We start from the raw sequence: 25,014 nt of genomic DNA on the forward strand, positions 1-25,014 counted from the left end.
CCCTGGTCACTGCGACGAGTTTAGAAAGCGCAGGACGAAAACCTGCCGAGCGACTCAGCCGCCCGACTTTTTCGCCTTGAAGCCCTGCTTGCTCAGCTCGTCGAGCAGCAATTGCACATGATCACCCTGGATCTCGATGACGCCGTCCTTGAGCGCGCCACCGGTACCACAGCGGCGCTTGAGGGTGGCAGCCAGTTCCTTGAGCTGATCGGCCGGCAACGGCACACCCGTGACGGTCGTCACGGTCTTGCCGCCACGGCCTTTGCTCTCGCGGCGCACGCGGGCAATACCATCACCCTCGGGAATGACCTGCTGCTTGCAGGTACAGGCATTCACGGGCTGGCCACAGTCAGGGCAACGACGACCGGTATCGGTCGAATAAACGAGACCGCCGAGGGCGGAGAGGGAAGAAGCTTTCTTGGCCACTTTTGTGCCTCGGTGCTGAGGACAAAAACTGGTCGTACCTGCACATGAGGCCGACCGCGAAGCCCCACTCTGGCAGGGGCGGCGCTACTGCCGCAACACGTGCGGCAGCCCGAAAAGGCCGCGCAGTGTAACGATAAACGGTGCAGTTGCTAAGTACTGGATTGCGCCATTTTGCGAATGTTTTGCGACCCGCTCTGCAGCGGCTAGACGAGGCTGTTCCTGTAGCGGATCAACGCAGCCATCGAGTCAGGGCAATAAGGCCTGAGCCGACTGTCCTCCAGGGCCTGGTCGATACCGATGAAACGTGCCTCGATCACTTCCTCGGGCTGCAGCCGCAGCGGCGCATCGGACACTGCCGAGTACAAGGCGCACCACAGGCGATTGTCAGGCTGATCGAAGAAAAACCGCTCGTGAAAGCGCAAGGTCACGTCGGCGACGCCCAGTTCCTCGGCCAGCTCGCGCGCAGCCGATTCGGCGTACGTTTCACCAGCGGCCACCATGCCGCCGGCGGCAACGTCCCAGTAGCCGGGGTACAGCGCCTTGCTCAGGGTACGCCGGTGCACGCACAGTTCACCGGCACCATTGAACAACAGAATGAACGTGCAGCGCCCGATCAGCCCGCGCTCGCGCAACTGCGCCCTGGGCAATGCGCCGAGCACCTGGTCGTGTTCGTCCACCCAGGTAACCTGCTCCCGGTCCGAAGCCGCCCGGTGTGCGGCTTCATCAGGGCTGAAGCTCATCTCAACCCTGCGACAGCAGCTGGCGCAGGTCGATGACCGCCGCGTTGGCGCGGGAGATGTAGTTGGCCATGACCAGCGAGTGGTTGGCCCACATGCCGAAACCACTGCCGTTGAGCACCATCGGGCTCCACAGAGGCTCTTGCGAGGCCTCCAGTTCCCGGATGATCTGACGCACACTCACGGTGGCGTTCTTCTTGGCCAACACGTCGGCAAAATCGACTTCGATCGCACGCAGCAGGTGCGACAGCGCCCAGGCCTGGCCGCGGGCTTCATAGAACACGTCGTCGATCTGCAGCCATGGGGTTTCCACCACTTCCTCATCTACCTGCGGCGCCTGGCCAGCCACCACGGACTCGGTCTTGAGGGTGGTGTTGAGCTTCACGCGGCCTACACTGGCCGAGAGCCGTTGCGACAGCGAGCCCAGGCGGGTAGCGACGTCACCCAGCCAGTTGTTCAGGTTGTCTGCACGGGTATAGAAGATCGCGCCCTTGTCGCCTGAAGCCAGGCGAGCCTGATAGCGCGCCAGCGACTTGATGCCTTCTTCGAATTCCGATTCGCTGGACGGCAGGATCCAGCTCTTGTAATCGAAGTTGAAGCGCGGCTCGGCCTTGGCCAGGTCGGCGTCTTCAGTCGATTGCGACTGGGAGCGGGCGAAGTCCTTGCGCAGCGCGCGGGAAAGGTCACGCACCTGGACCAGTACGCCGTACTCCCAGTTGGGCATGTTGTCCATCCACAGGCCTGGCGGGAGACGGTCATTGGCGATATAGCCACCTGGCTTGTTCAACAAGGTGCTCGCCACGGTCTTGAGCGTTTCGACGGTGGTGTAGCCCACTACCATCTGCTGGCCGTTACGCTCGGCTGCGCTCTGGGCGTTCTGCTGCACCGGGAACAATTCGGGTTCCTGGCTCCAGTACCAGGCAAGACCGATGCACACCAGCAGGTAGAGCCCGATCAGGGCCAACAGTGAGCGGCCCCACAGGCCACCAAAATAGCTACGGGCGGCAGCGCCGCGGCCGTCGACACGCTCGCGGGGCTCGGCTTTGGCCTCGCGGTTTTTCCAGTCCAGCATGGCTATATCCTTGATCAGTCACGACGGTTCAGGGGCTTTGACCACAGGCCTACGCCAGGGTGCCACGGCAAGCCCGCCTGACAGCACTATAAAGCAGACACCGCCTTACGCATAAGCGACCCCTGGGTCGAGAACTGAATAGTCATTCAGCCCAGTTTGTTGAAAGGGGCCACGCATACGCAGCTCAAGAGCTGCTAGCATAGAGCCATCACTGCCCCTGCATACCCCTAACGACAAGTAGCCAGGACATGAGCCAAGCAGTTGAGCCGAGCCCGCAGTGCCCCGCTGAGCATGTTGCGCGTAGTGGCCTGCGCAAGGACGATCCACAGGATCAGTTGCTGCTGGCGCCCCAGCGCAGGCCGGTCTATATCCTCTTGCAGGACCACGACCGCGCCGAGCGCCTGGCCCAGCAACTGGAATTCTTCGGCCTGGGCGTACAGGCCTTGCCCACTGCCGATGCCTTTCGCGCATCGGTGGACGAATGCCCGCCTTCGGCGGTCATCATGGACGTCGACTTCAATGGGGTCGGCCAGGGCCTGACGTTGGCGGCCGAAGCCCAGGCGCGGCAGACCAAACCCCTGCCGCTGCTGTTCTTCAGCCACCACGAAACCGATACCCCGACGCGCTTGGCCGCCGTGCGGGCGGGCGGTCGCGATTTCCTCACCGGGACACTGGAGGCTTCCAGTCTGCTGGAGAAAGTCGAGTTACTGACCGATGCCGCGCCGTACGATCCCCTGCGCGTGCTGATCATCGATGACTCACGCACCCAGGCTCTGTTCACGGAACGGGTGTTGGCAGGCGCCGGGATGATCACCCGCAGCCTGACCGACCCGATCGCTACCATGGCCGAGCTGGCTGACTTCCAGCCTGACTTGATCATCCTTGACCTGTACATGCCGGCGTGCACCGGCCCTGAACTGGCCAAGGTGATTCGCCATAACGACCGCTACGTCAGTGTTCCGATCATCTACCTGTCGGCCGAGGATGACCTGGACAAGCAACTTGAGGCCATGAGCGAAGGCGGTGATGACTTTCTGACCAAGCCGTTTCGCTCGCGCCACCTGATCACCACGGTGCGCAACCGCGCGGCCCGCGCTCGGCACCTGAAGGCGCGCATGGTCCGCGACAGCCTGACCGGGCTGTACAACCACACCCATATCCTGCAATTGCTCGAAGATTGCAGCTTCCGTGCCCGGCGCGAACAGCAGCCGTTGAGCTTTGCCATGCTCGACATCGACCGCTTCAAGAAAATCAACGATCGCCACGGCCATCCCATGGGCGACCGGGTAATCAAGAGCCTGGCGCTGTTTCTCAAGCAACGCCTGCGCAAGACCGATTTCATCGGACGCTACGGCGGCGAGGAATTCGCGATCGTCATGCCCAATACCCCATTGGAGGCGGCGTACAAGGTGCTCGATGACATCCGCGGGCGTTTTGCCGAAATCCTCTACCCAGCCCAGCCCCATGACCTGCGCTGTACGTTCAGCGCGGGCGTGGTGCAACTCGATGACGGCCTCGATGCGCTGACCATGGCCAGCGCGGCCGACGAGGCGCTGTACCGGGCCAAGCATGCGGGACGCAATTGCGTGGTGCGTGTGGAGCCCTGAAAAGCCGGGCAAAGGATAAAGGCACTTTGCCATTCAACTGCGTGCCGCCGTCATCATCGCGTCACACGAACGCAATAACTTCAGGCCCCTGACTCCTCCCTCCCCCGCAGGAAGCTCGCGGCTATGCGCCTGAAGTGGCTGACCAATTTGAATACGTTGTTACTGGTGACGGTGTGCATCGCCCTGGGCGTCACGCTGTGGTGGTCGCAGCGGGCGCTGGAGCGCCCCTACCAGATGATGGAGCGCTACCTGACCCTGTCGCGCCATTTCCAGACTGAGGCGGCCGAGAACATCCAGGCCTATCTTGGCAACGGCGATGCCGTGCGCCATGCCGCGGCACTGCAGGCCACGGTTCAACTGCAAGCCTCGCTGGCCGAATGGCCCGAGGCGATGGCCAGCCAACTGCGCCCCAGCCTGGACGACCTCCAGGCCTTCAGCGCGGGTGAGTTGCTGGCCGCCGGCAAGTTGGCCGGTGACCCCCAGGCGCTGTTGCTGCAATCCGAGCGCGAGCTGGGGGCCAATCTGGAGCAACTGACCACCTATGCGCGCGACAGCACCAGCCCCGACGCTGGGCGATACCTGCTGCCGCTTGTCGAGGCGACCTTGCACCTGAGCAGGCTTGGCCTGGCGCGGGAAAAGCTGGTGGGCAGCGGCCGGCCGGAACTTGCGAACGAGCTGGAACGCGAGCTGCAATCGATTCAGGCCCAGGCGCACGTCATCGAAGGCTTGCCGCTGCTGGGCGTGACCCGTGCTGCCGAATCCGGCGCGGATGACTTTGCCGCGCTGATGGGTTTGCAGACCGATACCCGTGCCCAGCAGGAAGACGTCGCCGTAGGCCTCAAGCGCGAGTTGCAAAGCCTGGTTGGGCGCTATCCGGCCGAGCTGCAACGTACCCGTGCCCAGATCGCCCAGCGCGCCGCCCTGGCGACCCGCGCCACGCAACAACTGGAGGCAGTGCGCCAGGCCATCGCGGCCCTGGAGCCAGAGGTGCGCAGCCTGCATGGCACGATCGCGGGCGAAGTGCGCACCCTGCAAGGGGGGATGATCGTGATGATCCTGCTGATCGCCCTGCTCATCGACACCCTGCAACGTCGTCTTGCACGCACACTCACCGGCCTGGCGCCTGCGCTGTCGCGCTGGGCCGAGGGCGATTTTACCCAGCCTGTCGAAATGGGCAGGACCAACCGCGAGCTGCATGACATCCAGGCTTCGCTCAATCGCCTGCGCCAGTACCTGGTCGAACTGGTAGGCGCCCTGCGGCACAACGCCGAGCAAGTGGCCGGCAGCAGCCATGCGCTGGCCGACATGAGTGCTGCCTTGCACGATGGCGCACAACGACAGGCCGGGGATACCGGGCAGATTCGCGACGCGCTTGGAGAACTGGAAGCGACCATCCAGCAGGTGGCTGGCGACGCCAGCGCTGCAGCCCTGGCCAGCCGTGACGCAGGCCGGGCAGTGGAACAGGGCCAGGCGGTGATCGGGCAAAGCTTGTCGGGTTTACGCACGCTGGTCGACGAGGTGCAGGGCAACGCGCGCATGATCGAGCAACTGGCAGAAGAATCGGCCACGATCGGTGGCGTGCTGACAGTGATCCGGTCCATCGCGGAACAGACCAACCTGCTGGCACTCAATGCCGCCATCGAAGCCGCCCGCGCCGGTGAAATGGGTCGCGGGTTCGCCGTGGTAGCCGACGAAGTCCGCACCCTGGCCCAACGCACCACCGGCGCTACTGGGGAAATCCAGACCCTGATCGACAGATTGCAGCAGGCAGCCAAGGGCGCCGTGGACGGTACGCGGGTACAACTGGAGCATGCCGAGGCCACTGCCAACCAGGCCCAGACCGCCGACGGTGCACTGGACGAAATCGTGTGCGCGATCCGCACCATTGCCGACACTGCCCTGCGCATTGCCGAAGTGACGGCGCAACAAAGCGCAGCGGTGAGCGAGATCCGTGACCACAGCGAGCGGATTCATCAACTGGGCGGAGATAACCTGCAACGCATCGGTGAAGGACGCGAGCAAGGCGACCACCTGCTTAGCCTTGGCAGCGCACTGAACCAGGCGGTGGGTGCCTTCAGGGCCTGAACCGACCGCCCTGGCTCCACGAAATAGCTTTAGACCATCACCGGCAAGACGGGCAGGCCCACGCATGGTTCCCTGAGCGTCAACTCCGTTATGATGCGCGGCACGTTCGTTCTTGCGAGTTCACCATGCACCGCCTGTTTTTCCTGTTGTGCCTACTGCTGGCCAGCCCGGTGTTCGCCACGGGGTTGCTGGACAATCGCCCCAGCGCCACCCTCGGCGCCTCCTCACTGGCCGGCAATGCCGACTTCCTCCCGGTACACGAAGCCTTCAAGCTCAGCCTGATCCAGGCCGACGCCCATGCCATCAAGCTGCGCCTGGTGGCCACCGACGGCTATTACCTGTACCGCCACCGTTTCGTGTTTCGAACCGAGCCGGCCGACATTGTTCTGGGCACGCCGGTCATCCCGAAGGGCGAGGCCAAGCATGACGAATTCTTCGGCGATGTGGAGGTGTATCACGGCATCGTCGACATCGAGCTGCCACGCAATGATTCCAGGGCTTTCACCTTGCAGGTGGGCTACCAGGGCTGCGCTGACAAAGGCTTGTGCTATCCACCTGAAACCGAACGGCTGAGCATTGACGGTGATAGCGCGCCGAGCAGCCAGGCCACGCACGTCTGGGACTGGAAAGCGCTCCTGCTGTTCTTCATCGCCGGCGTAGGCCTCACGTTCACGCCATGCGTGCTGCCCATGCTGCCCATTCTCTCGGGTGTGGTACTGCGCGGTCAGACAGGAGGGCTGCGCGGGCTGTCGCTGTCACTGGCCTATGTGCTGTCCATGGCTGCCAGCTTCGCCGCCCTCGGGGCCTTGATGGGCCTGTTCGGCGCAGGCCTCAACCTGCAGGCGCGCCTGCAGTCGGCCTGGGTACTGGTGCCTTTTGCGCTGTTCTTCGTGGCTTTCGCCCTGGCCATGTTCGGCTTGTTCGAACTCAAGCTGCCCCAGGCCCTGAGCAACCGTCTGGACGGCGTCGCCAATCGCACCCAAGGCGGCTCGCTGCTGGGCGCCGCGGCCTTGGGCGTGTTGTCCAGCCTGTTGGTTTCACCCTGCGTTTCGGCGCCGCTGGCCGGTGCTCTGCTGTATATCAGTGCCAGTGGAGACGCCCTGGGCGGTGCGCTCAAACTGTTCGCGCTGGGCCTGGGCATGGGTGCCCCGCTGCTGCTGGTCGCAACCGGTGGCGCCGCCTGGCTGCCGAAAAGCGGCTCATGGCTCAACAGTGTCAAGAACGCCATCGGCGTCCTGTTGCTGGGGCTGGCCATCGGTTTGCTCAGCAGGGTCTTGCCAGGGCCCGTCACCTTGGGGCTGATCGGGTTGCTCGCGGCCGGGGTGGCCGTGTTCCTGGGGACACTGGAATTCGTCGTCAAGACGCCTCGCCAACGCCTGGCCCAACTGCTTGGCCTGGCGCTGCTGGTCTACGCCCTGGCCTGCGGGTATGGCGCCCTCAGCGGCCAGGGTGATCCGCTGCGGCCGTTGCCTCCGGTTGGTGAGAGCATGGCTGGTCAGGCTGCGCCCCCTGCCCAGGCGTGGCAAACACTGACCACCGCCGAGGCGCTCGATGCTGCACTGGCCGATGCCAAGGCCGCAGGCCAGCCGGTACTGCTGGACTGGTACGCAGACTGGTGCATCAGTTGCAAAGTCATCGAGCACGAGGTGTTGAATGCACCTCAGGTACTGCCGCAACTGGCGGGCTTCAAACTGTTGCGCCTGGACCTGACGCGCAGCGATGCGGCCCAGCGAGCCCTGCTGGACCGCTATCGGTTGTTCGGCCCGCCAGCGTTGATGTTCTTTGCCGCCAACGGCAGCGAACTGACCGCTGATCGGGTGATAGGCGAGATAAATGCCGAGAACTTTGCGTCCATTTTGTCCCGCGTTCGCGACACGTCAGGCCTGTAACGGCCCGCTGGCATAGGAACATATCGGCGATCAGTGACCGGATCCTGCTATCCGGTCACATACTTCGCGCGAATCTCGGTCATCGTGCTGGCTATTGCCGGGAACTGGACACTTGCCGTCGCTTTAGGCACACTCGCCGCGCTGTGTCGAATTGCCCTACAAATCCAAGGAACTCGCAGATGGCAACGCTACTGGTGCTTCACGGCCCCAATCTGAACCTGCTCGGTACGCGCGAGCCCGGCCACTATGGCGCCGTGACCCTGGCCCAGATCAACCAGGACCTGGAGCAACGTGCTCGCGCCGCGGGCCACCATTTGCAGTATTTGCAGAGCAATGCCGAATACGAGTTGATCGATCGCATTCATGCGGCACGCAACGAGGGTGTGGATTTCATCCTGATCAATCCGGCTGCATTCACCCACACAAGCGTTGCACTACGTGACGCATTGCTCGCGGTGAGCATCCCATTCATCGAAGTGCACCTGTCCAACGTGCACAAACGCGAACCGTTCCGTCATCACTCCTACTTTTCCGATGTAGCCGTAGGGGTGATCTGTGGTCTGGGCGCCAGCGGTTATCGCCTGGCCCTGGAGTCCGCGCTGGAACAGCTGGCTGCCAACGCACAGCCCAAATGATGAAAGCCCTGGCCTCGGTGGCCAGGGTCAAGAGAAGCGTGTCGACACGCTTTAACAATTTCGCCCCCTGACCGAACCTTTGGGAGTTGATGATTAATGGATATCCGTAAAGTCAAGAAACTGATCGAGCTGCTGGAAGAGTCTGGCATCGACGAGCTGGAGATCAAGGAAGGCGAAGAGTCGGTTCGCATCAGCCGTCACAGCAAGACCCCAGCTGCCCAGCAGTTCTACGCACCTGCCCCGATGGCTGCGCCTGCCGCTGCCCCGGTCGCCGCTGCCGCCCCTGCTGTCGAAGCTGCCGCCGCTGCCCCGGCCCTCAAGGGCACCGTCATCCGCTCGCCAATGGTAGGCACCTTCTACCGCAAACCTTCGCCGACCTCGCCGAACTTCGCTGAAGTGGGCCAGAGCGTGAAGAAAGGCGACACCCTGTGCATCGTCGAAGCCATGAAGATGATGAACCACATCGAAGCCGATGTCGGCGGTGTCATCGACGCCATCCTGGTAGAAGACGGCCAGCCGGTTGAGTTCGACCAGCCGCTGTTCACCATCGTTTGAATCGCGGAGAGCCAACGATGTCTGGGAAGCTCGAAAAAGTCCTGATCGCCAACCGCGGGGAAATTGCCCTGCGGATCCTGCGTGCCTGCAAAGAGCTGGGTATCAAGACCGTCGCCGTGCACTCCACCGCTGACCGTGAACTGATGCACCTGGGCCTGGCAGACGAGTCGGTCTGCATCGGCCCTGCATCGTCCAAGGATTCGTACCTGCACATCCCGGCGATCATCGCCGCTGCCGAAGTCACCGGCGCGACCGCGATTCACCCCGGTTACGGCTTCCTGGCGGAAAACGCCGATTTTGCCGAGCAGGTTGAGAAGTCCGGCTTTGCCTTCATTGGCCCCAAAGCCGACACCATTCGCCTGATGGGTGACAAGGTGTCGGCCAAGGACGCGATGATCAAGTCGGGTGTACCGACCGTGCCGGGCTCCGACGGCCCGCTGCCGGAAGACGAAGAAGTCGCGCTGGCCATCGCCCGCGACGTCGGCTACCCGGTGATCATCAAGGCCGCCGGTGGCGGTGGTGGTCGCGGCATGCGCGTGGTGCACAAGGAAGAGGATTTGATCGCCTCGGCCAAGCTCACCCGTACCGAAGCCGGTGCAGCCTTCGGCAACCCGATGGTGTACCTGGAGAAGTTCCTGACCAACCCACGTCACGTGGAAGTACAGGTCTTGTCCGACGGCCAGGGCAATGCGATACACCTCGGTGACCGTGACTGCTCGCTGCAACGCCGCCACCAGAAGGTGCTGGAAGAGGCTCCGGCCCCAGGCATCGACGAGAAAGCGCGCCAGGAAGTGTTCAAGCGCTGCGTGGACGCGTGCATCGAGATCGGCTACCGCGGTGCGGGAACGTTCGAGTTCCTGTACGAAGATGGCCGCTTCTACTTCATCGAGATGAACACCCGTGTGCAGGTTGAGCACCCGGTGTCGGAGATGGTCACAGGCATCGACATCGTCAAGGAGATGCTGAGCATCGCCGCTGGCAACAAGCTGTCGTTCCGCCAGGAGGACGTGGTGGTCCACGGCCACTCGCTGGAGTGCCGTATCAACGCCGAAGACCCGAAGAAGTTCATCCCAAGCCCCGGCAAGGTGAAGCACTTCCACGCACCAGGCGGCAACGGCGTGCGCGTCGATTCGCACCTGTACAGCGGTTATTCGGTTCCGCCGAACTATGACTCGCTGATCGGCAAGCTGATCACCTGGGGCAAGGACCGTGACGAAGCCATGGCCCGCATGCGCAATGCCCTGGACGAGATCGTCGTCGATGGCATCAAGACCAACATCCCGCTGCACCGTGATCTGGTGCGTGATGAAGGCTTCTGCAAAGGCGGCGTCAACATTCACTACCTCGAGCACAAACTGGCCAACCAGGATTGATCGCGTAGTGTGACGTACAAGAACCCCGGACTGGCTCCGGGGTTTTTTATTGCCTGTTAGGCTTCATTAATGGCTGATACGGCCCTTCAGGGTGCTTGCGGCCAAACACTGTGCAAATGGCGATCACCCAGCAAACGGTGTCTACCGACCTAGCAGAGCAATCTGCGTATTCCCGCCGCCCTCTCTAACTTGCATGACTTGATGATCTGGCTTGCCGCAAAGAGCAAGCACCGATGCCGCTTGAGTATGAAGCGTGCCCTGCAACGAAAATTCCTACTGAGCATTGGGAACTTCCTGGCAAGACGAAAACAGTACCTTCGAATATAAATTGAGTGCAGGAAAGCGACTCGATGAGTACCTGGTTAATGCGGCGTTGAGACGGCAGGCCTACTCGGTACTGCTTGCGAAAAACCGACTTGCGATTCCGTTTGGCAGGCTGCCATGAAGAATCACTCGAGCAAAGCCTGCCACTTGCCCAATGCCTTCAAACACACCTGCACCGTTTAATTCGCCAGAGGCCCTCATGTTCGATCTGAAGATGCTGATGGAAATCAATCGGCAGAACTGCGAAGCCTTGCAAGACCCTTTATCCATAGGGCCCGCCGTCTCATGCACCCGCACCTTCACCGTTCTGCCATTACGCTATGCCGCCGTGGGCGGTAATCCCCACCAGCGTCAGCAGCTCCCTACTCTGCCTCAACACCTGCGCCACCCGCATCGCACCGCCGCGCTGCATCAGGCGGACTATGCCATTCGCCCGCTGCGTGAAGGTTTCCTGTATGTCATGGAAAAGCGCAGGCTCAGTGGGCAATACAGCCTTCACCCTCCCTACCGAATCGCCGCGAACGGCGCCCTGTCGCTCTTCGACCCTGAACATCCAGAGCCAAAACCGCCTGGCATCTCCACATTCCAGGATGTCGTGCGCGCTATGACCTGGGCATTCACGGTTCATGATCTCGACGACTTGCTCGAGCTTCGCCTGTTCTACAGCCCCGATCCGTTGACCATCGCGGCGCAGCGGCAATTGCTGCGTCGACGCGACCTGCTGCCTGCCGTAGACATAGCGCCCTTCGCCAGCCCCAGCTGCCCAATGCCCAGGCCCTACACGATACGTCATGACCAGTTGAACCTTGTCGCCGACTTTGCCGCGGAATCCAACGACGTGTTGCGCACGCTGTTGGACGCTCAGGTCTTCAGTACACCAAGCATCAGCTCGCTGGCGGCGGCCCGCCAAGCCTTGGGCCCCTTGGGCAGTAAACCTGAAGCACGGGGCGTTGCCGTGGTGGTGGAGGATGCCATCGGCATTACCCAGGAACTCAATGCCTGGCGCAACGCTGGCATGGAACACCTCAAGCATTGGCTGGAAGCCAGCACTGAGAGCGGTGGCCCTAGTAACGAGCGAAAGGTGTTGGTTGCGCAAACATTCACCGAACTGCATCAGCAATTCACGGAGCGGAAGGTTGCCGCAATGGTCGATCGCCGCAGAGAGGCGATGCGCGGCTATCTCGGCAGCGACGAGGCGGTTCCACGGTACATGGCCGAGTGGTGGGCAACAGCTAAAGAGCACATTCTGGACAGCGCCGCTGAACTTGAAAGGCAGAAACTCGAAACGCGCGCTAAAAATGGAGAATTTGCCAAGCAATTCGAAGAGCGCTATCTGTCACTCGTTAACCTAAAAGGTATGTACCAGCACCTTGATGTGTTTGAGGCGCAGAGCGCCGAAGCCCAACGTCTCGCCGAGTCCAGAGCGGCAGATCACCTCGCATGGTTGAAGTCGTCCGCGCTGGTGGACGCACTTGCCCACTACGACGAAAACGACCCTGCCAATGGCCTGTGCTTTGCGCACCAGACAGGGCTGTGCGTAGCCGGCCTCGAAGGCGTGCCATCCGGCGCAGCGCTGCTTGCTCAATGGTGGCGCGCCGACGCTATCACCCCCGACAACCTGGCGCTGCGCTCGTTTGTCCATAATCAGCGCGAGATCGCAGAGGTGCTTGCGCAGACACGCACAGCGCTGGACGCACTGGCACCGGGCAGCGACCCTATTCTTCAACTGGAGGCGGCCCTCAAACAAGCCAAAGAGCTCGCCGCACACTTCAGCCGGCTGGACAGCCACCTGGACCAGCTCACGCAACACAGCCCCACCAACACTGCTGGCGCGCTGGCCTGGCTCGGGCAGCTGGGGCGCCAGAGCCTGTCAGTAGGTGCGCCCGGTAGCACTGACCGGTTGCTGTATCGACGCCTGAGCACCTACCTCATTGCCTCACTGGGTAAGCAAGCCGTGGAACTGCGCTTGAGTGAGCAGGCGCTGGACGGTAAAACGCCCTCGCCCGGTCGCGTCGCGGCCCCCATCGTGCGCCGGCTTGATCGAGCTTATGCCGAGACGTTGAACGGGGTGCACGGGAATCAGTTCTATCGCTTGCGGGTCGCCAGCGGATTGCTGCTGTTGGAGGCCGGGCTGCTGTTGTTACAAGGCAGACGGGATGACAAGGACCGACGCTTCTGGAGCGAAGTGACTGCGGCCGCATTTACCAGTGCGGCTGCGGGGATGGAGCTGCTTGCAGTGGGCACTGAACTGACACTCAGGGGTGTTGGTGGGAACAGCGTCACTGCGCGGGGCGCGCAAGTTAGCCTGGGACGGTATCGGTTGTGGGGGGCTGGTTTGGCGGCGGTGGGGGGAATCATAAGCATTAGGTGGGACTATTCCGATGCCCTTGATGCACAAGCTAAATCTGAACAGTTATCAGTAGCAGCTTATGGCGCCAGGATAGGCGCTACTCTTGCCTTACTCACGGGACAAGGAGGAATAGCGTTTTCCCAGGCTAGTGCGCTTCTAAGTTGGCTATCCATCAGCGTCAAAAGCACATACACAAGTAGCTTAAGCACTACGCTGTCACTATTATCAGCACGACTGGCCGCGAACAATGCTGCCATGCTTTGGCTTAGTCGCCTGAGCTGGTTCGGAGGCGCCATCGTGCTCATTAGCAGTACCGTCTTACTTATTATCGACAAAGACGCCCTTGAAAAATGGTGCAACAAATGCTGCTTTCGCATTCAACTATCTGACAAAGGTTATGCCGAAGACTCAGAAGAACTCAAAGACCTGTTCAGCGCAATCTGGGAGACCACCTAGTGTACCTTTTTGAGTGGCTTACATGGCTTGCCTACACCGATCCGAAGGACGAGCGCGAAGCTTTCGAAAAGCGACATAAAAAAACCAGAAAAAAAATCGTGTATGAAAGCGACGATCAGGAAATGATTGAGGCCGCGAAGAAATCAGCCAGCAATATCCCTAAAAGTCGCGGACCAATTTATATTTATAACGAGCACGTTCTGGAAATACGCAGTGGCATGTGGGAGGATAAACGCGGACTTATCAGCCTGATTTCCGCTACTGTCATAGGTACGGCCGCATCTTTCTTATACATGGCGGCAATATCGTTGATGCGACTGTTGGAAATGGATAAAAGCGTTCAGGATGAGTCATACGGACCCCAGCTATTCATAGCGCTATTTAGTACCAGCTTGGCGCTATTGATTTTCATACCTTACGTAAAATATGGCTTACGTATTTCACGTTTGGAAATGTTCACATCCCGCCATTTGCTAGTACGCTTCAACCGAATTACCCAACAGGTCTACCTGCATCGTCCGACGTCCTGTGGGGGTATCGCCACACTTCCCTGGCACGGCGTCACCTCCAGTGGCTCAGATAAAAAATACGCTACAGCCGCAGGCGTAGGCCTTCCATTGGAACTCCTATGGCCGCCTTCATTCACCGGCACACTTCATCCAGAACTCGTCCACGTCGGCAAAGCCTCCAACAACTTTGCGGAGCAGCAATCCGAGTGGGAGTTCATCCGCCGCTTCATGGACGAGGGCCCTGAGGGCCTGCCGCGCCCGTCTATCACCTCGCATTTTCCCTGGCCCTGGCAAGCCTTCACGCCTCAATTCGAAGGCCTGACCCACTACTTTCGAAAATCCTCTCGAATCACCAAACTCGGCCTGGTCTTGATCTCGCCCGCCTTCCTGATCATCGGCACCGGCCATTGGCTAAGCCTGATGCTGTGCTGGAAACCGCGCTGGCCCAGGATCATTCGTGAAGCCGGTTTGCCCGGAAAACCCGTCCCGCCGCTGACCACACTTGATGATTATCCACCCGCTATCCAAGCACGGTTGCGTGAAAACGCTTACCTATGGGCTACTCGCCCAGGCAAACGCCCGCAGAGAAAGAAACGCACCTCTACCCGTAAGCCAAAGACCGAAATTGCCACCGCGTGCCTACAAAACGATATCTCCGGTGAAACACATCGTGCGGACGGCTCATCGGGCTGATATCAACTTGAAGTTTTTCTCTTGGCTATGATCACTCCACATGGGTTATTCACTGAACGCTGCTTCCAGCCATGTGTATTGTGCTGTTGATCTTCGCGACTTCAGCAGGCCGAACGCAGCCTGTGCGTAGGGCACGGCTCTGAAGCGGCAAGCTGCGGCGCCTGAACGATTGCGCGGTCAGCAACAACAGCAAAAAGATGCCGCCACGACGCTACCCTTTCATACGAGGCATCTCGATGCGATGCTCGTGCACGCGCCGATACAATGTCGCACGCGAAATGCCCAACGCCTGGGCAGCCTCGGCGGGCTTCCAACGATGCCGGATCAACGCATCCAACAACCGCTGCCGCGCCGGGCAGGACGCTTCGCTCGTGACTCGGCCAACCTCCTGCCCACGAACTTCCTCAGGCAGGTCAAGCAGGCGCAGCTGCCCACCCTCGTTCACAGCGCACGCATAACGCAACACCTGCCGCAACTGGCGCAGGTTCCCCGGCCAGCGGTACTCCAGCAACGCCTGCAAGGCATCGTCGGCTAGCGCCACGCTCACGCCACACGCGTCGGCCTCTTCGGCCAGCAACTGGTGAATGAGCCCCAGCCGGTCTTCGCGCTCGCGCAGCGCCGGCAACGCGAAGCGGGCGTTGGCCAGGCGAAAATACAAGTCCTCACGAAACTGTCCCTGCTCCACCCTCGCCGCGAGGTCGCGGTGCGTGGCGCAGATCACCTGAATGTCCACGCGCTGGCGCCGCGCAGCCCCCAAGGGGGCTACCTCACCTTCTGCCAGTACCCGCAACAGGCGGGTCTGCAGGCTCAGTGGCATGTCGCCAATCTCGTCCAGAAACAGCGTGCCGCCATCGGCCTGGTGTACAAGCCCTTGCATACCCTTGCTCGAAGCCCCGGTAAAGGCGCCCGCGACATAACCAAACAACTCGCTCTCGATCAGGTTCTCGGGGATGGCGGCGCAGTTGAGCGTGACGAACGGGCCGGTGCCGCGCTTGCTTTGCTGGTGCACCTGGCGAGCAAAAACTTCCTTGCCTGTACCCGTCTCACCCTGCACCAGTACTGCTAGGTTACAGTCCTTGACCCGTGTGGCCAGGCGCAAGTGTTGTTCGATGCGCCGGTCCAAGCCTTGCAGCAAGGGCTCGACCGGCTGCTTGCGCTGGGGGGCGCTGACCCGGCCATACAGCTCGCCCAACCCTGGCAGACGTTGCGCAGACGCGTTGCTGACCCGTCGCAATTGCTCTTGGTCGAACAGCTCACCAATGTGAGCAGGCAAGCGTCCCAGGCGCTGCATCAGGCGTTGCCGTGTCAGGCTGTTCATCGCCTGCAGGCGACCGTCGGCGTCCCAGGCCAGTAGATAGTCAGGCTGGCTTTCCACGTAGCCTGGGGTGCCGTGGGCACGCATCACCCAGTGGCCTTGGGCGCTGTGCATGAAAAAGGCGTTTTCGATTTCGCGTGCGGTCTGCTCGACCAATTGCCGGATCAGGTGCTGGCTGCGGCGGTCGTCGGGCGAGCGCAGCGCAGAGACGTCCAGCACCCCCAGCAACTCGCCAAAGGGGTCGAAAACAGGCGCCGCGCTACAGGTCAGGCCGATGAAGGCAGCGCGAAAGTGATCGCGCTTGTGCACGGTGACCGGTGCCTTGGTGGTCAGCACCGCCGCCACCCCGCAGGTACCCTCTTCTCCTTCCGACCAGCAGGTGCCCAGGTACAGGCCGGCCTTGCGGCAGTCAGTGCGAATGGCCGACTCGACCCGGTAATCGATGGTGCGGCCCTGGGCATCGGTCAGCAGCACGCAGTAGTCGGCCTCGCGCACCTGTTCGTGCAAGCGCGCCACGGCATCCCCGGCAATGCGCAGGAACAGCTCCGAGCGCTCTCGGCATTCGTTGAGCAGGGCCTGGGAAAGGATACGCGGCCCTTGCTCGGAGGCGGGATCGAGACGGTACAGCTCCATGGAGCGACGCCAGGAATCGAGGATCAACGGCGGTACTGGCGCCTGGGGCAGACGGTCGGCGTTCTTCAGTACCCTGCTGACGCAGTCGACATGAGCGCGGGAGTTCGCGGCAAGCATTCGGGCCCTCCGGTTCTCGTTGCTGTTCTTGTGGTTGTGCAGCCATTAAGCGCCTGCGCGCAGGCATGGACAAGCACGGTGTGATCAAAGGTGTGATTGAGACGCAGCGTCTCAGCGTCTCGCCGCACAACGCCCAGAGCGGCACCTGGCGTCTCAGCACGGCGACCCGCCTGGCAGCAGGCAAGACGATCCCAGGCCTCTGCGGCGGGCCTTTGCGGGATTTCATTCAAAGCTGGCACCGCGCTTGCTCTTGTCCTTGCAAACAAGAACACGAGGTGCGCCATGCCGCTACCCGCCCCACTGGTCGGCATCATTGCCAACCCTGCTTCAGGCCGAGACCTGCGTCGCCTGACAGCCACTGCCGGCTTGTACTCCAGCACTGACAAAGCCGCTGCCATCGCGCGCCTGCTCGCCGCATTCGGCGCAACAGGTGTCGGCCACGTGCTGATGCCCAGCGACATGACTGGCATCGCCGCCGCCGTGGTCAAAGCCTGCGCCGGGCCGATGGCGCGCGATCAACACTGGCCTGCCCTCGAGATACTCGACCTGCCGCTGACCCAGACCGTCAGCGACACCCGCCTTGCCACGCGCAACATGGTGGCGCGGGGGGTGTCGATGATCGCTGTGCTGGGGGGCGACGGTACGCACAAGGCCGTCGCGGCAGAAGCTGGCGACGTACCCTTGCTGACCTTGTCCACCGGCACCAACAACGCCTTCCCAGAGCTGCGCGAAGCCACCAGTGCGGGCCTTGCAGGCGGCCTGGTGGTCAGCGGCAAGGTGCCAACCTCCATCGGCCTGCGCCGCAACAAACGCTTGCTGGTCAGGGTGCCCCAACAGCAACTGAGCGAATGGGCGCTGGTGGAGGTCGCGGTATCGCCTCAGCGTTTCATTGGTGCGCGGGCCCTGAGCCGCAGCGAGGACCTGAGCGAAATCTTCGCCTGCTTTGCCGAGCCCCACGCCATCGGCTTGTCGGCACTGTGCGGCCTGTGGAGCCCGGTCTCGCGGCAAGCGCCTCACGGGGCCTGGGTGCGCCTGGGCGAAGACGCCGGGCAGGCACTGCTGGCCCCCGTGGCACCCGGCGTGCTGCAAGCCTGCGGCATTACTGCCTCGGGCTACATGGCGCCTGACGCGCCGTACCGCCCGGTCCTCGTCCAGGGCACCTTGGCGCTGGACGGCGAGCGGGAAATCGAATTCTGCGCCCATGACACCCCCACCATCACCCTCGATCACCTGGGCCCTTTGAGTGTGGACGTGCAGGCGGTGCTCACGCATGCCGCCCAGCATCGTCTGCTGGCTGTACCCCTGGGCCACCCGCTGCACCCCGCGACCCGTTGAGACAACCCCGGAGAACAACAAGATGTCCAATCAACCGAGTTCTGCACAACTGCTGCATGCCTATGAAGTGATGCGCACCATTCGTGCCTTCGAAGAACGCCTGCACGTCGAGTTCGCCACAGGCGAAATACCCGGCTTCGTCCACCTTTACGCGGGTGAAGAGGCCAGCGCGGCGGGGGTGATGGCCCACCTGCGCGACAGCGACTGCATCGCCTCCAACCATCGCGGCCATGGCCACTGCATCGCCAAAGGCGTGGATGTGTACGGCATGATGGCCGAGATCTACGGCAAGAAGACCGGGGTCTGCGGCGGCAAGGGCGGCTCGATGCACATTGCCGACCTGGGCAAGGGCATGCTCGGCGCCAACGGTATCGTCGGCGCCGGCGCACCGTTGGTGGTGGGCGCTGCGCTGGCAGCCAAGCTCAAGGGCCGCGACGATGTGTCCGTGGTCTTCTTCGGAGATGGCGCCTCCAATGAAGGCGCGGTGTTCGAAGCCATGAACATGGCCGCGATCATGAACCTGCCGTGCATCTTCGTCGCCGAGAACAATGGTTATGCCGAAGCCACGGCGTCCAACTGGTCAGTGGCCTGCGATCACATAGCCGACCGCGCCGCCGGCTTCGGCATGCCAGGGGTCACCATCGACGGTTTCGATTTCTTCGCGGTTCACGAAGCCGCCGGTGCCGCCATCGAGCGTGCACGCTCCGGCCAGGGGCCGTCGCTGATCGAGGTCAAGCTCAGCCGCTACTACGGTCACTTCGAAGGCGATGCGCAAACCTACCGCGCGCCCGATGAGGTGAAGAACTTGCGCGAAACCCGTGACTGCCTGCTGCAGTTCCGCGACAAGACCGTGCGCGCGGGGCTGCTCGAAGCAGGGCAGCTGGACAGCATCGACGCCCGCGTCGAGGACCTGATCGAAGACGCCGTGCAACGCGCCAAGTCCGACCCCAAGCCACAACCTGCCGACCTGCTCACCGACGTCTACGTCGCCTATCCCTGAGCCGCTCAGAACAAGAACAACAGGAGAACCACCATGGCAAGAAAGATCAGTTACCAGCAGGCCATCAACGAAGCCCTGGCTCAGGAAATGCGCCGTGACGATACCGTGTTCATCATTGGCGAAGATGTGGCCGGCGGTGCAGGCGCGCCAGGCGAAGACGATGCCTGGGGTGGCGTGCTGGGCGTGACCAAGGGCTTGTACCACCAGTTTCCAGGCCGCGTGCTGGATGCGCCCCTCTCGGAGATCGGCTACGTAGGCGCTGCCGTTGGTGCGGCCACCCAGGGCTTGCGCCCGGTCTGCGAACTGATGTTCGTCGACTTCGCCGGCTGCTGCCTGGACCAGATCCTCAACCAGGCGGCCAAGTTTCGCTACATGTTCGGCGGTAAGGCCGTGACGCCGCTGGTCATGCGCACCATGTACGGTGCCGGGCTGCGCGCCGCGGCCCAGCATTCGCAAATGCTCACCTCGCTGTGGACGCATATCCCAGGCCTGAAGGTGGTGTGCCCGTCCTCACCGTATGACGCCAAGGGCCTGCTGATCCAGGCCATCCGCGACAACGACCCGGTGATCTTCTGCGAGCACAAGCTGCTGTACAGCATGCAGGGCGACGTACCGGAAGAGGTGTACACGGTGCCGTTCGGCGAAGCCAACTACCTGCGCGATGGCAGCGATGTCACCTTGGTGACGTATGGCCGCATGGTGCATGTGGCCATGGAAGCCGCCAACAACCTGGCCCGCCAGGGCATCGACTGCGAAGTCCTGGACCTGCGCACCACCAGTCCACTGGATGAAGACAGCATCCTTGAGAGTGTCGAGAAGACCGGGCGCCTGGTGGTGATCGACGAGGCCAACCCCCGTTGTTCGATGGCCACGGACATCAGCGCCCTGGTTGCGCAGAAGGCATTCAGCGCGCTGAAAGGGCCCATCGAAATGGTGACGGCGCCGCACACGCCCGTTCCGTTTTCCGACGCCCTGGAAGACCTGTATATCCCCGACGCTGCCAAAATCGAAGCAGCCGTGCGCACCGTCCTCGACGCTACAAGGAGCGCCGCATGAGCCAGATCCATACCCTGACCATGCCCAAATGGGGCTTGTCGATGACCGAAGGCCGGGTAGACACCTGGCTCAAACAGGAAGGCGACGTCATCACCAAGGGCGACGAAGTGCTGGACGTGGAGACGGACAAGATCAGCAGCAGCGTCGAGGCACCGTTCAGTGGCGTGCTGCGCCGCCTGGTGGCCAGGCCGGATGAGACCCTGCCGGTAGGTGCGCTGTTGGCCGTGGTGGTTGAAGGCGAAGCCGACGACGCCGACATCGACGCTGTGGTACAGCGCTTCCAGGCCGAGTTCGTGGCCGAAGGTAGTACCGACCAGGCCCAAGGCCCGGCGCCCCAGAAAGCCGAGGTGAAGGGTCGCTTGTTGCGTTGGTTCGAATTGGGCGAAGGCGGGACGCCCTTGGTGTTGGTACATGGCTTTGGCGGCGACCTCAACAACTGGCTGTTCAACCACCCTGCCCTGGCCACCGAGCGACGCGTGATCGCCCTCGACTTGCCGGGCCATGGCGAGTCGGCGAAAGCCTTGCAGCGCGGTGACCTGGAGGAACTGAGCGAAACGGTGCTGGCCCTGCTCGATCACCTGGACCTTCCCCGGGCGCACCTGGTCGGCCACTCCATGGGCGGCGCGGTTTGCCTGGGCCTTGCGCGCCTGGCACCGCACCGGGTGGCCAGCCTCGGCCTGATCGCCAGCGCGGGTCTGGGCGAGGCGATCAATGGGCAATACCTGCAAGGGTTCGTCGCGGCAAGTAGCCGCAACGCCCTCAAACCGCAGATGGTGCAACTGTTCGCCGATCCAGCCCTGGTCACGCGGCAGCTGCTCGAAGACATGCTCAAGTTCAAGCGTCTTGAGGGCGTAGACCAGGCGCTGCAGGTGCTGGCCTCGGCCCTGGCCGAGGGCGATCGGCAACGCCACGACCTGCGCGGCGTCCTGGGCCAGCACCCCGCCCTGGTGATCTGGGGCGGCAAGGACGCGATCATTCCGGCCAGTCACGCCCAGGGCCTGGAAGCCCAGGTGGTGGTCATGCCGGACGCTGGCCACATGGTGCAGATGGAGGCCGCCGACGCGGTCAACCAGCACCTGCTCGCTTTCCTGCGCAGCCATTGACCCTTCCTGGCTTCTGGAGATTCCTATGAACGACTTGAGCAACCCACACATGCGCGCGGCGGTCTGGCACGGGCGCAACGACATCCGCGTCGAGCAGGTGCCTCTGCCGGCCGATCCTGCACCTGGGTGGGTGCAGATCCAGGTGGACTGGTGCGGCATCTGCGGCTCGGACCTGCACGAATACATGGCCGGGCCGGTCTTCATCCCGGTAGACGCGCCACATCCTCTTACCGGTATTCAGGGCCAGTGCATCCTCGGCCACGAGTTCTGCGGCCGGATCGCCAAGCTCGGCGCAGGGGTCGAGGGCTATGCGGTGGGCGATCCGGTGGCGGCGGACGCCTGCCAGCACTGCGGGACCTGTTATTACTGTACCCATGGGATGTACAACATCTGTGAGCGACTGGCGTTCACCGGACTGATGAACAATGGCGCCTTCGCCGAGCGGGTCAATGTGCCGGCCAATCTGCTCTACCGGCTGCCGCCCGGTTTTCCAGCGGAGGCAGGGGCGCTGATCGAACCGCTGGCGGTCGGCATGCACGCGGTGAAAAAAGCGGGCAGCCTGCTGGGCCAGACCGTGGTGGTGGTGGGCGCCGGTACCATCGGGCTGTGCACCATCATGTGCGCCAAGGCGGCAGGCGCGGCGCGGGTGATCGCCTTGGAAATGTCTTCGGCGCGCAAGGCCAAGGCATTGGAAGTGGGCGCCAGCGTGGTCCTGGACCCTAACCAGTGCGATGTGTTGGCCGAGATTCGCGTGCTCACCGCCGGGCTGGGGGCTGACGTGAGCTTCGAGTGCATCGGCAACAAGCACACGGCCAAGCTGGCCATCGACACCCTTCGCAAGGCCGGCAAGTGTGTGATGGTGGGGATTTTCGAAGAGCCGAGTGAATTCAACTTCTTCGAACTGGTGTCCACCGAGAAGCAGGTGATCGGCGCCCTGGCCTACAACGGCGAGTTCGCCGACGTGATCGCCTTCATCGCCGATGGTCGGCTGGACATACGCCCGCTGGTGACCGGCCGCATCGGGCTGGAGCAAATCGTCGAGCTGGGGTTCGAGGAACTGGTTAACAACAAGGAGGAAAACGTGAAGATCATTGTGTCGCCGGGATTGGGTCGCTAAGCGCACGGTATCGAAGCTCCCTCTAGAGCGGCCTTGCCGGTCCGGCGCCCCGGCAAGGCCGCTTCTACCCAAGGCCCCCACAGCTTGCAAACGTGGCGCAAAGCCCCCTCGCCCCGCCCGCACCACTCGCTGTTTCAGGCGCCCGATCTGAGTCATAATCGGCGCACTCACTGCCCGGTCCTCGCCATGCGTCCACTGCTTCCCCTGACCCTGCTCCTGTTGCTCGCTGCCTGTGGGGATGGCGAATCCCTGAGCCCACCCGATGCACGCCTGCCGGACGGCGGCCGCTACCGTGGCCAGGTGGTCGACGGCTTGCTGCAGGGCCAAGGACGTATCGATTACCCCAATGGCAGCTGGTATGCCGGCGGCTTCAAGGACGGCTTGTGGCACGGTCAGGGGGAATGGCATGGGCAGAACGGCGAAGTCTACCGCGGCCAGTTCGCCGCTGGCCTGTTCGAAGGGCTTGGCGACCTGACCACTCCGGGTAGCCACTATGCGGGTACCTTCCGCCATGGCAGGCGCGATGGCGAAGGCACCCTCAAGCAGACCGGGCAAACCTACCGCGGGCAGTTCAAGGACGACCTCTACGACGGCGCAGGCGAACTGGAGCTGGCCGACGGCAGTCGCTACCGGGGCCTGTTCGCCAAGGGCAAGCCCAACGGCGCCGGCGTGCGCAGCGACGCCAGCGGTAATCAGTTCAGCGGCAGGTTCGTGGATGGCCAATTGCAAGGCACTGGCACCTACGACAGCGTCGAAGGCGAGCAGTACATCGGCGAGTTCAAGGACAACCGCCTCGAAGGCCGCGGGCGCTATGAAAACGCCGAAGGCGACGTGTGGATCGGTCAGTTCAAGGACGGTTCGCTCAGCGGCGAGGGTGAAATGCTGGGCAGCGATGGCAGCCATTACAAAGGCACCTTCCTCGACTGGCGCATGTCGGGCCAGGGCAGCCTGCAACTGGCGGATGGCAGTCAATATGTGGGCCACATGCTCGATGATGCCTACCACGGGCAGGGGCGCCTGACGCTGGCTGACGGCAAGGTACAAGGCGGTATCTGGGCCAATGGCGTTCGGGTCCGCGATGAACACGGCACCTTGCTGCCGGACCCGCTCGACATGGCACTGCTCAATCAAGGGCGCTTGCTGAAGGAAGCCTTGGCCGCCGTGCCCCGGTCCCAGCCGGCGGTCGAGCTGTACAGCCTGGTGGTGGGTGGCGACGGGCAGCAGAGCGTTTTTCTGCGCGAAGCCGATTACGTGAGCAACCTGCTGAAGGTACGCTTTGGTGCCAAAGGGCAGGTGACGCTGGTCAACCATCGCGACTTCATGGCGACGCGCCCCATGGCCACGCGGCAAAGCATCACCCGCGCAGCCAGCACCCTGGCCGAGCGCAGCGGCCCGGAAGACCTGCTGTTTATCTACCTCACCAGCCACGGCAGTCAGGACCACCAACTGGTCCTCGATCAACCACGCCTGCAACTGGCCGATATTTCCGCCGACGAGTTGGCCGATGCACTGGCCCCCTTGAAAAATCGTGACAAGGTCATCGTCATTTCCGCGTGTTATTCCGGTGGTTACATCGATGCCCTGAAGGACTCGCGCACACTTCTGATGACAGCAGCCCGAGCCGACCGGGTTTCCTTCGGTTGCTCGGAAGAAGCCGACTTCACCTATTTTGGCGATGCCCTTTTCGCGCAGGCGCTGAACCAGACGGACGATCTGAAACAGGCGTTTGAACTGGCGCGCACCCGCGTTGCCGAACGTGAACGAAACGAAGGCTTCGAAGCGTCCGAACCGCAGCTGTGGGCACCGCCAAACGTACTGGAGCACTGGCAGCGCCTACGCCGGCATCAAGCCGAAGAGGCCTTGCGCAATACGACACAGGCCGCGGTGGGGGCACAGGCGAAAACGCCGCGCACCCACTAAGCTTGTGTGTAACAAGGGAGAGACATCATGTACTTGACGCCTCAGCATGTCTTGCTTGCCGGAGCGACCGGCCTGACTGGCGAGCACCTGCTCGACCGCCTGCTCAACGAGCCCACCATCACCCGGGTGCTGGCGCCTACACGCCGGCCTTTGGCAGAACATCCACACTTGGAAAACCCCGTGGGCGATCCGGCTGTCTTTTTACCCCAGCTGGAGGGCCGCGTGGACATTGCCTACTGCTGCCTGGGCACGACATTGAAGCAGGCAGGCTCGGAGTCTGCATTCAAGGCCGTGGACCTGGACATGGTGGTGGCCTTCAGCAAGCGAGCCCGCGAGATGGGGGCCAGGCACTTGCTGGTAATCAGTGCCGTGGGTGCCGACCCGACATCCTCGATCTTCTACAACCGCGTCAAAGGTGAGATGGAAGAAGCCCTCAAAGCCCAGGACTGGCCTCAACTGACCATCGTCCGCCCGTCGCTGTTGCTCGGGGAACGCACCGAGCCAAGGCTCACTGAAACCCTGGCCGCTCCCTTTTCCAAGCTGATTCCTGGCAAGTACCGGGGCATAGAGGCCTGCACCCTGGCGCGAGCGCTGTGGCGCCTGGCGCTGGAGGAAGAGGACGGTATCCGGATCGTGGAGTCGGACGAGTTGCGCAAGTTGGGGAAAAACTGAGCCGCTGCCTGCTCGCAAGCGGCTAGGTGCAGCCC

General features: G+C 62.5%; 19 protein-coding genes. 15 read left to right on the top strand and 4 right to left on the bottom strand.

Translation table 11 applies throughout. The features are described 5' to 3' along the window. Nucleotides 1-54 precede the first annotated feature (54 nt). The 3 genes from PFU01S_RS13250 to PFU01S_RS13260 form a co-directional block, all read right to left on the bottom strand. Complete coding sequence (locus PFU01S_RS13250) at nt 55-426, bottom strand: translation initiation factor Sui1 (protein WP_028687888.1); 372 nt, start codon at nt 424-426, stop codon at nt 55-57. A 203-nt stretch (nt 427-629) separates the two neighbouring features. Continuing rightward, nucleotides 630-1,166 carry an NUDIX hydrolase gene (locus PFU01S_RS13255; RefSeq protein WP_028687887.1) on the bottom strand — a complete coding sequence of 179 codons (537 nt, stop codon included), beginning with the start codon at nt 1,164-1,166 and terminating at the stop codon, nt 630-632. A gap of 1 nt (nt 1,167) precedes the next feature. Next, nucleotides 1,168-2,235: a DUF2333 family protein gene (locus PFU01S_RS13260; protein ID WP_027915166.1), complete on the bottom strand. Its 1,068-nt coding sequence runs from the start codon at nt 2,233-2,235 to the stop codon at nt 1,168-1,170. 248 nt (nt 2,236-2,483) lie between these two features. Between PFU01S_RS13260 and PFU01S_RS13265 the strand changes: the two genes are divergently transcribed. The 8 genes from PFU01S_RS13265 to PFU01S_RS13300 all read left to right on the top strand — a co-directional run bounded on the left by PFU01S_RS13265 (nt 2,484) and on the right by PFU01S_RS13300 (nt 14,711). Then, complete coding sequence (locus PFU01S_RS13265) at nt 2,484-3,842, top strand: diguanylate cyclase (protein ID WP_028687886.1); 1,359 nt, start codon at nt 2,484-2,486, stop codon at nt 3,840-3,842. Between the two features lie 390 nt (nt 3,843-4,232). Further along, nucleotides 4,233-5,927 carry a methyl-accepting chemotaxis protein gene (locus PFU01S_RS13270; RefSeq protein WP_414707723.1) on the top strand — a complete coding sequence of 565 codons (1,695 nt, stop codon included), beginning with the start codon at nt 4,233-4,235 and terminating at the stop codon, nt 5,925-5,927. Nucleotides 5,928-6,052: 125 nt separating this feature from the next. After that, nucleotides 6,053-7,816: a protein-disulfide reductase DsbD gene (locus PFU01S_RS13275; RefSeq protein ID WP_028687884.1), complete on the top strand. Its 1,764-nt coding sequence runs from the start codon at nt 6,053-6,055 to the stop codon at nt 7,814-7,816. A gap of 179 nt (nt 7,817-7,995) precedes the next feature. Next, the gene (aroQ, locus tag PFU01S_RS13280; RefSeq protein ID WP_003255330.1) at nt 7,996-8,451 is read left to right on the top strand and encodes a type II 3-dehydroquinate dehydratase; all 456 of its coding nucleotides are present in this window, start codon (nt 7,996-7,998) and stop codon (nt 8,449-8,451) included. Between the two features lie 96 nt (nt 8,452-8,547). Then, nucleotides 8,548-9,006, top strand: coding sequence for an acetyl-CoA carboxylase biotin carboxyl carrier protein (gene accB, locus PFU01S_RS13285; RefSeq protein ID WP_023535179.1), 459 nt, complete (start codon nt 8,548-8,550; stop codon nt 9,004-9,006). A 17-nt stretch (nt 9,007-9,023) separates the two neighbouring features. Continuing rightward, a complete protein-coding gene (accC, locus tag PFU01S_RS13290; protein ID WP_027915162.1) occupies nt 9,024-10,379 on the top strand; it encodes an acetyl-CoA carboxylase biotin carboxylase subunit in 1,356 nt (451 codons plus the stop codon). A 523-nt stretch (nt 10,380-10,902) separates the two neighbouring features. After that, nucleotides 10,903-13,509, top strand: a complete 2,607-nt coding sequence (locus tag PFU01S_RS13295) for a T6SS effector BTH_I2691 family protein (RefSeq protein WP_042139571.1) — start codon at nt 10,903-10,905, stop codon at nt 13,507-13,509. Continuing rightward, complete coding sequence (locus tag PFU01S_RS13300; RefSeq protein WP_050438002.1) at nt 13,509-14,711, top strand: DUF6708 domain-containing protein; 1,203 nt, start codon at nt 13,509-13,511, stop codon at nt 14,709-14,711. Before PFU01S_RS13295 ends, PFU01S_RS13300 begins: the two co-directional genes overlap by 1 nt. Nucleotides 14,712-14,922: 211 nt before the next feature. Here the strand turns inward: PFU01S_RS13300 and PFU01S_RS13305 are convergent, their stop codons facing one another. Continuing rightward, nucleotides 14,923-16,776: a sigma-54-dependent Fis family transcriptional regulator gene (locus tag PFU01S_RS13305; RefSeq protein WP_028687647.1), complete on the bottom strand. Its 1,854-nt coding sequence runs from the start codon at nt 16,774-16,776 to the stop codon at nt 14,923-14,925. 282 nt (nt 16,777-17,058) lie between these two features. Between PFU01S_RS13305 and PFU01S_RS13310 the strand changes: the two genes are divergently transcribed. The 7 genes from PFU01S_RS13310 (at nt 17,059) to PFU01S_RS13340 (ending at nt 24,979) form a co-directional block, all read left to right on the top strand. After that, entirely contained in the window at nt 17,059-18,111 is a 1,053-nt protein-coding gene (locus tag PFU01S_RS13310) for an NAD(+)/NADH kinase (RefSeq protein ID WP_028687648.1), read from the top strand. Between the two features lie 22 nt (nt 18,112-18,133). Beyond that, nucleotides 18,134-19,111: a thiamine pyrophosphate-dependent dehydrogenase E1 component subunit alpha gene (locus PFU01S_RS13315; RefSeq protein ID WP_023534974.1), complete on the top strand. Its 978-nt coding sequence runs from the start codon at nt 18,134-18,136 to the stop codon at nt 19,109-19,111. A gap of 33 nt (nt 19,112-19,144) precedes the next feature. Continuing rightward, complete coding sequence (locus PFU01S_RS13320; protein ID WP_028687649.1) at nt 19,145-20,167, top strand: alpha-ketoacid dehydrogenase subunit beta; 1,023 nt, start codon at nt 19,145-19,147, stop codon at nt 20,165-20,167. Beyond that, the gene (locus tag PFU01S_RS13325; protein ID WP_028687650.1) at nt 20,164-21,270 is read left to right on the top strand and encodes an acetoin dehydrogenase dihydrolipoyllysine-residue acetyltransferase subunit; all 1,107 of its coding nucleotides are present in this window, start codon (nt 20,164-20,166) and stop codon (nt 21,268-21,270) included. Before PFU01S_RS13320 ends, PFU01S_RS13325 begins: the two co-directional genes overlap by 4 nt. 49 nt (nt 21,271-21,319) lie before the next feature. Beyond that, nucleotides 21,320-22,387, top strand: coding sequence for a 2,3-butanediol dehydrogenase (locus PFU01S_RS13330; RefSeq protein WP_248694607.1), 1,068 nt, complete (start codon nt 21,320-21,322; stop codon nt 22,385-22,387). Between the two features lie 186 nt (nt 22,388-22,573). After that, nucleotides 22,574-24,307 (top strand): C13 family peptidase, encoded by a 1,734-nt coding sequence (locus tag PFU01S_RS13335; RefSeq protein ID WP_028687652.1) that lies wholly within the window; start codon nt 22,574-22,576, stop codon nt 24,305-24,307. 27 nt (nt 24,308-24,334) lie between these two features. Next, nucleotides 24,335-24,979: an oxidoreductase gene (locus tag PFU01S_RS13340; RefSeq protein WP_023534952.1), complete on the top strand. Its 645-nt coding sequence runs from the start codon at nt 24,335-24,337 to the stop codon at nt 24,977-24,979. The last annotated feature ends 35 nt before the right edge of the window (nt 24,980-25,014 follow it).

It is taken from the genome of Pseudomonas fulva NBRC 16637 = DSM 17717, assembly GCF_000730565.1.
Lineage (GTDB): Bacteria > Pseudomonadota > Gammaproteobacteria > Pseudomonadales > Pseudomonadaceae > Aquipseudomonas > Aquipseudomonas fulva.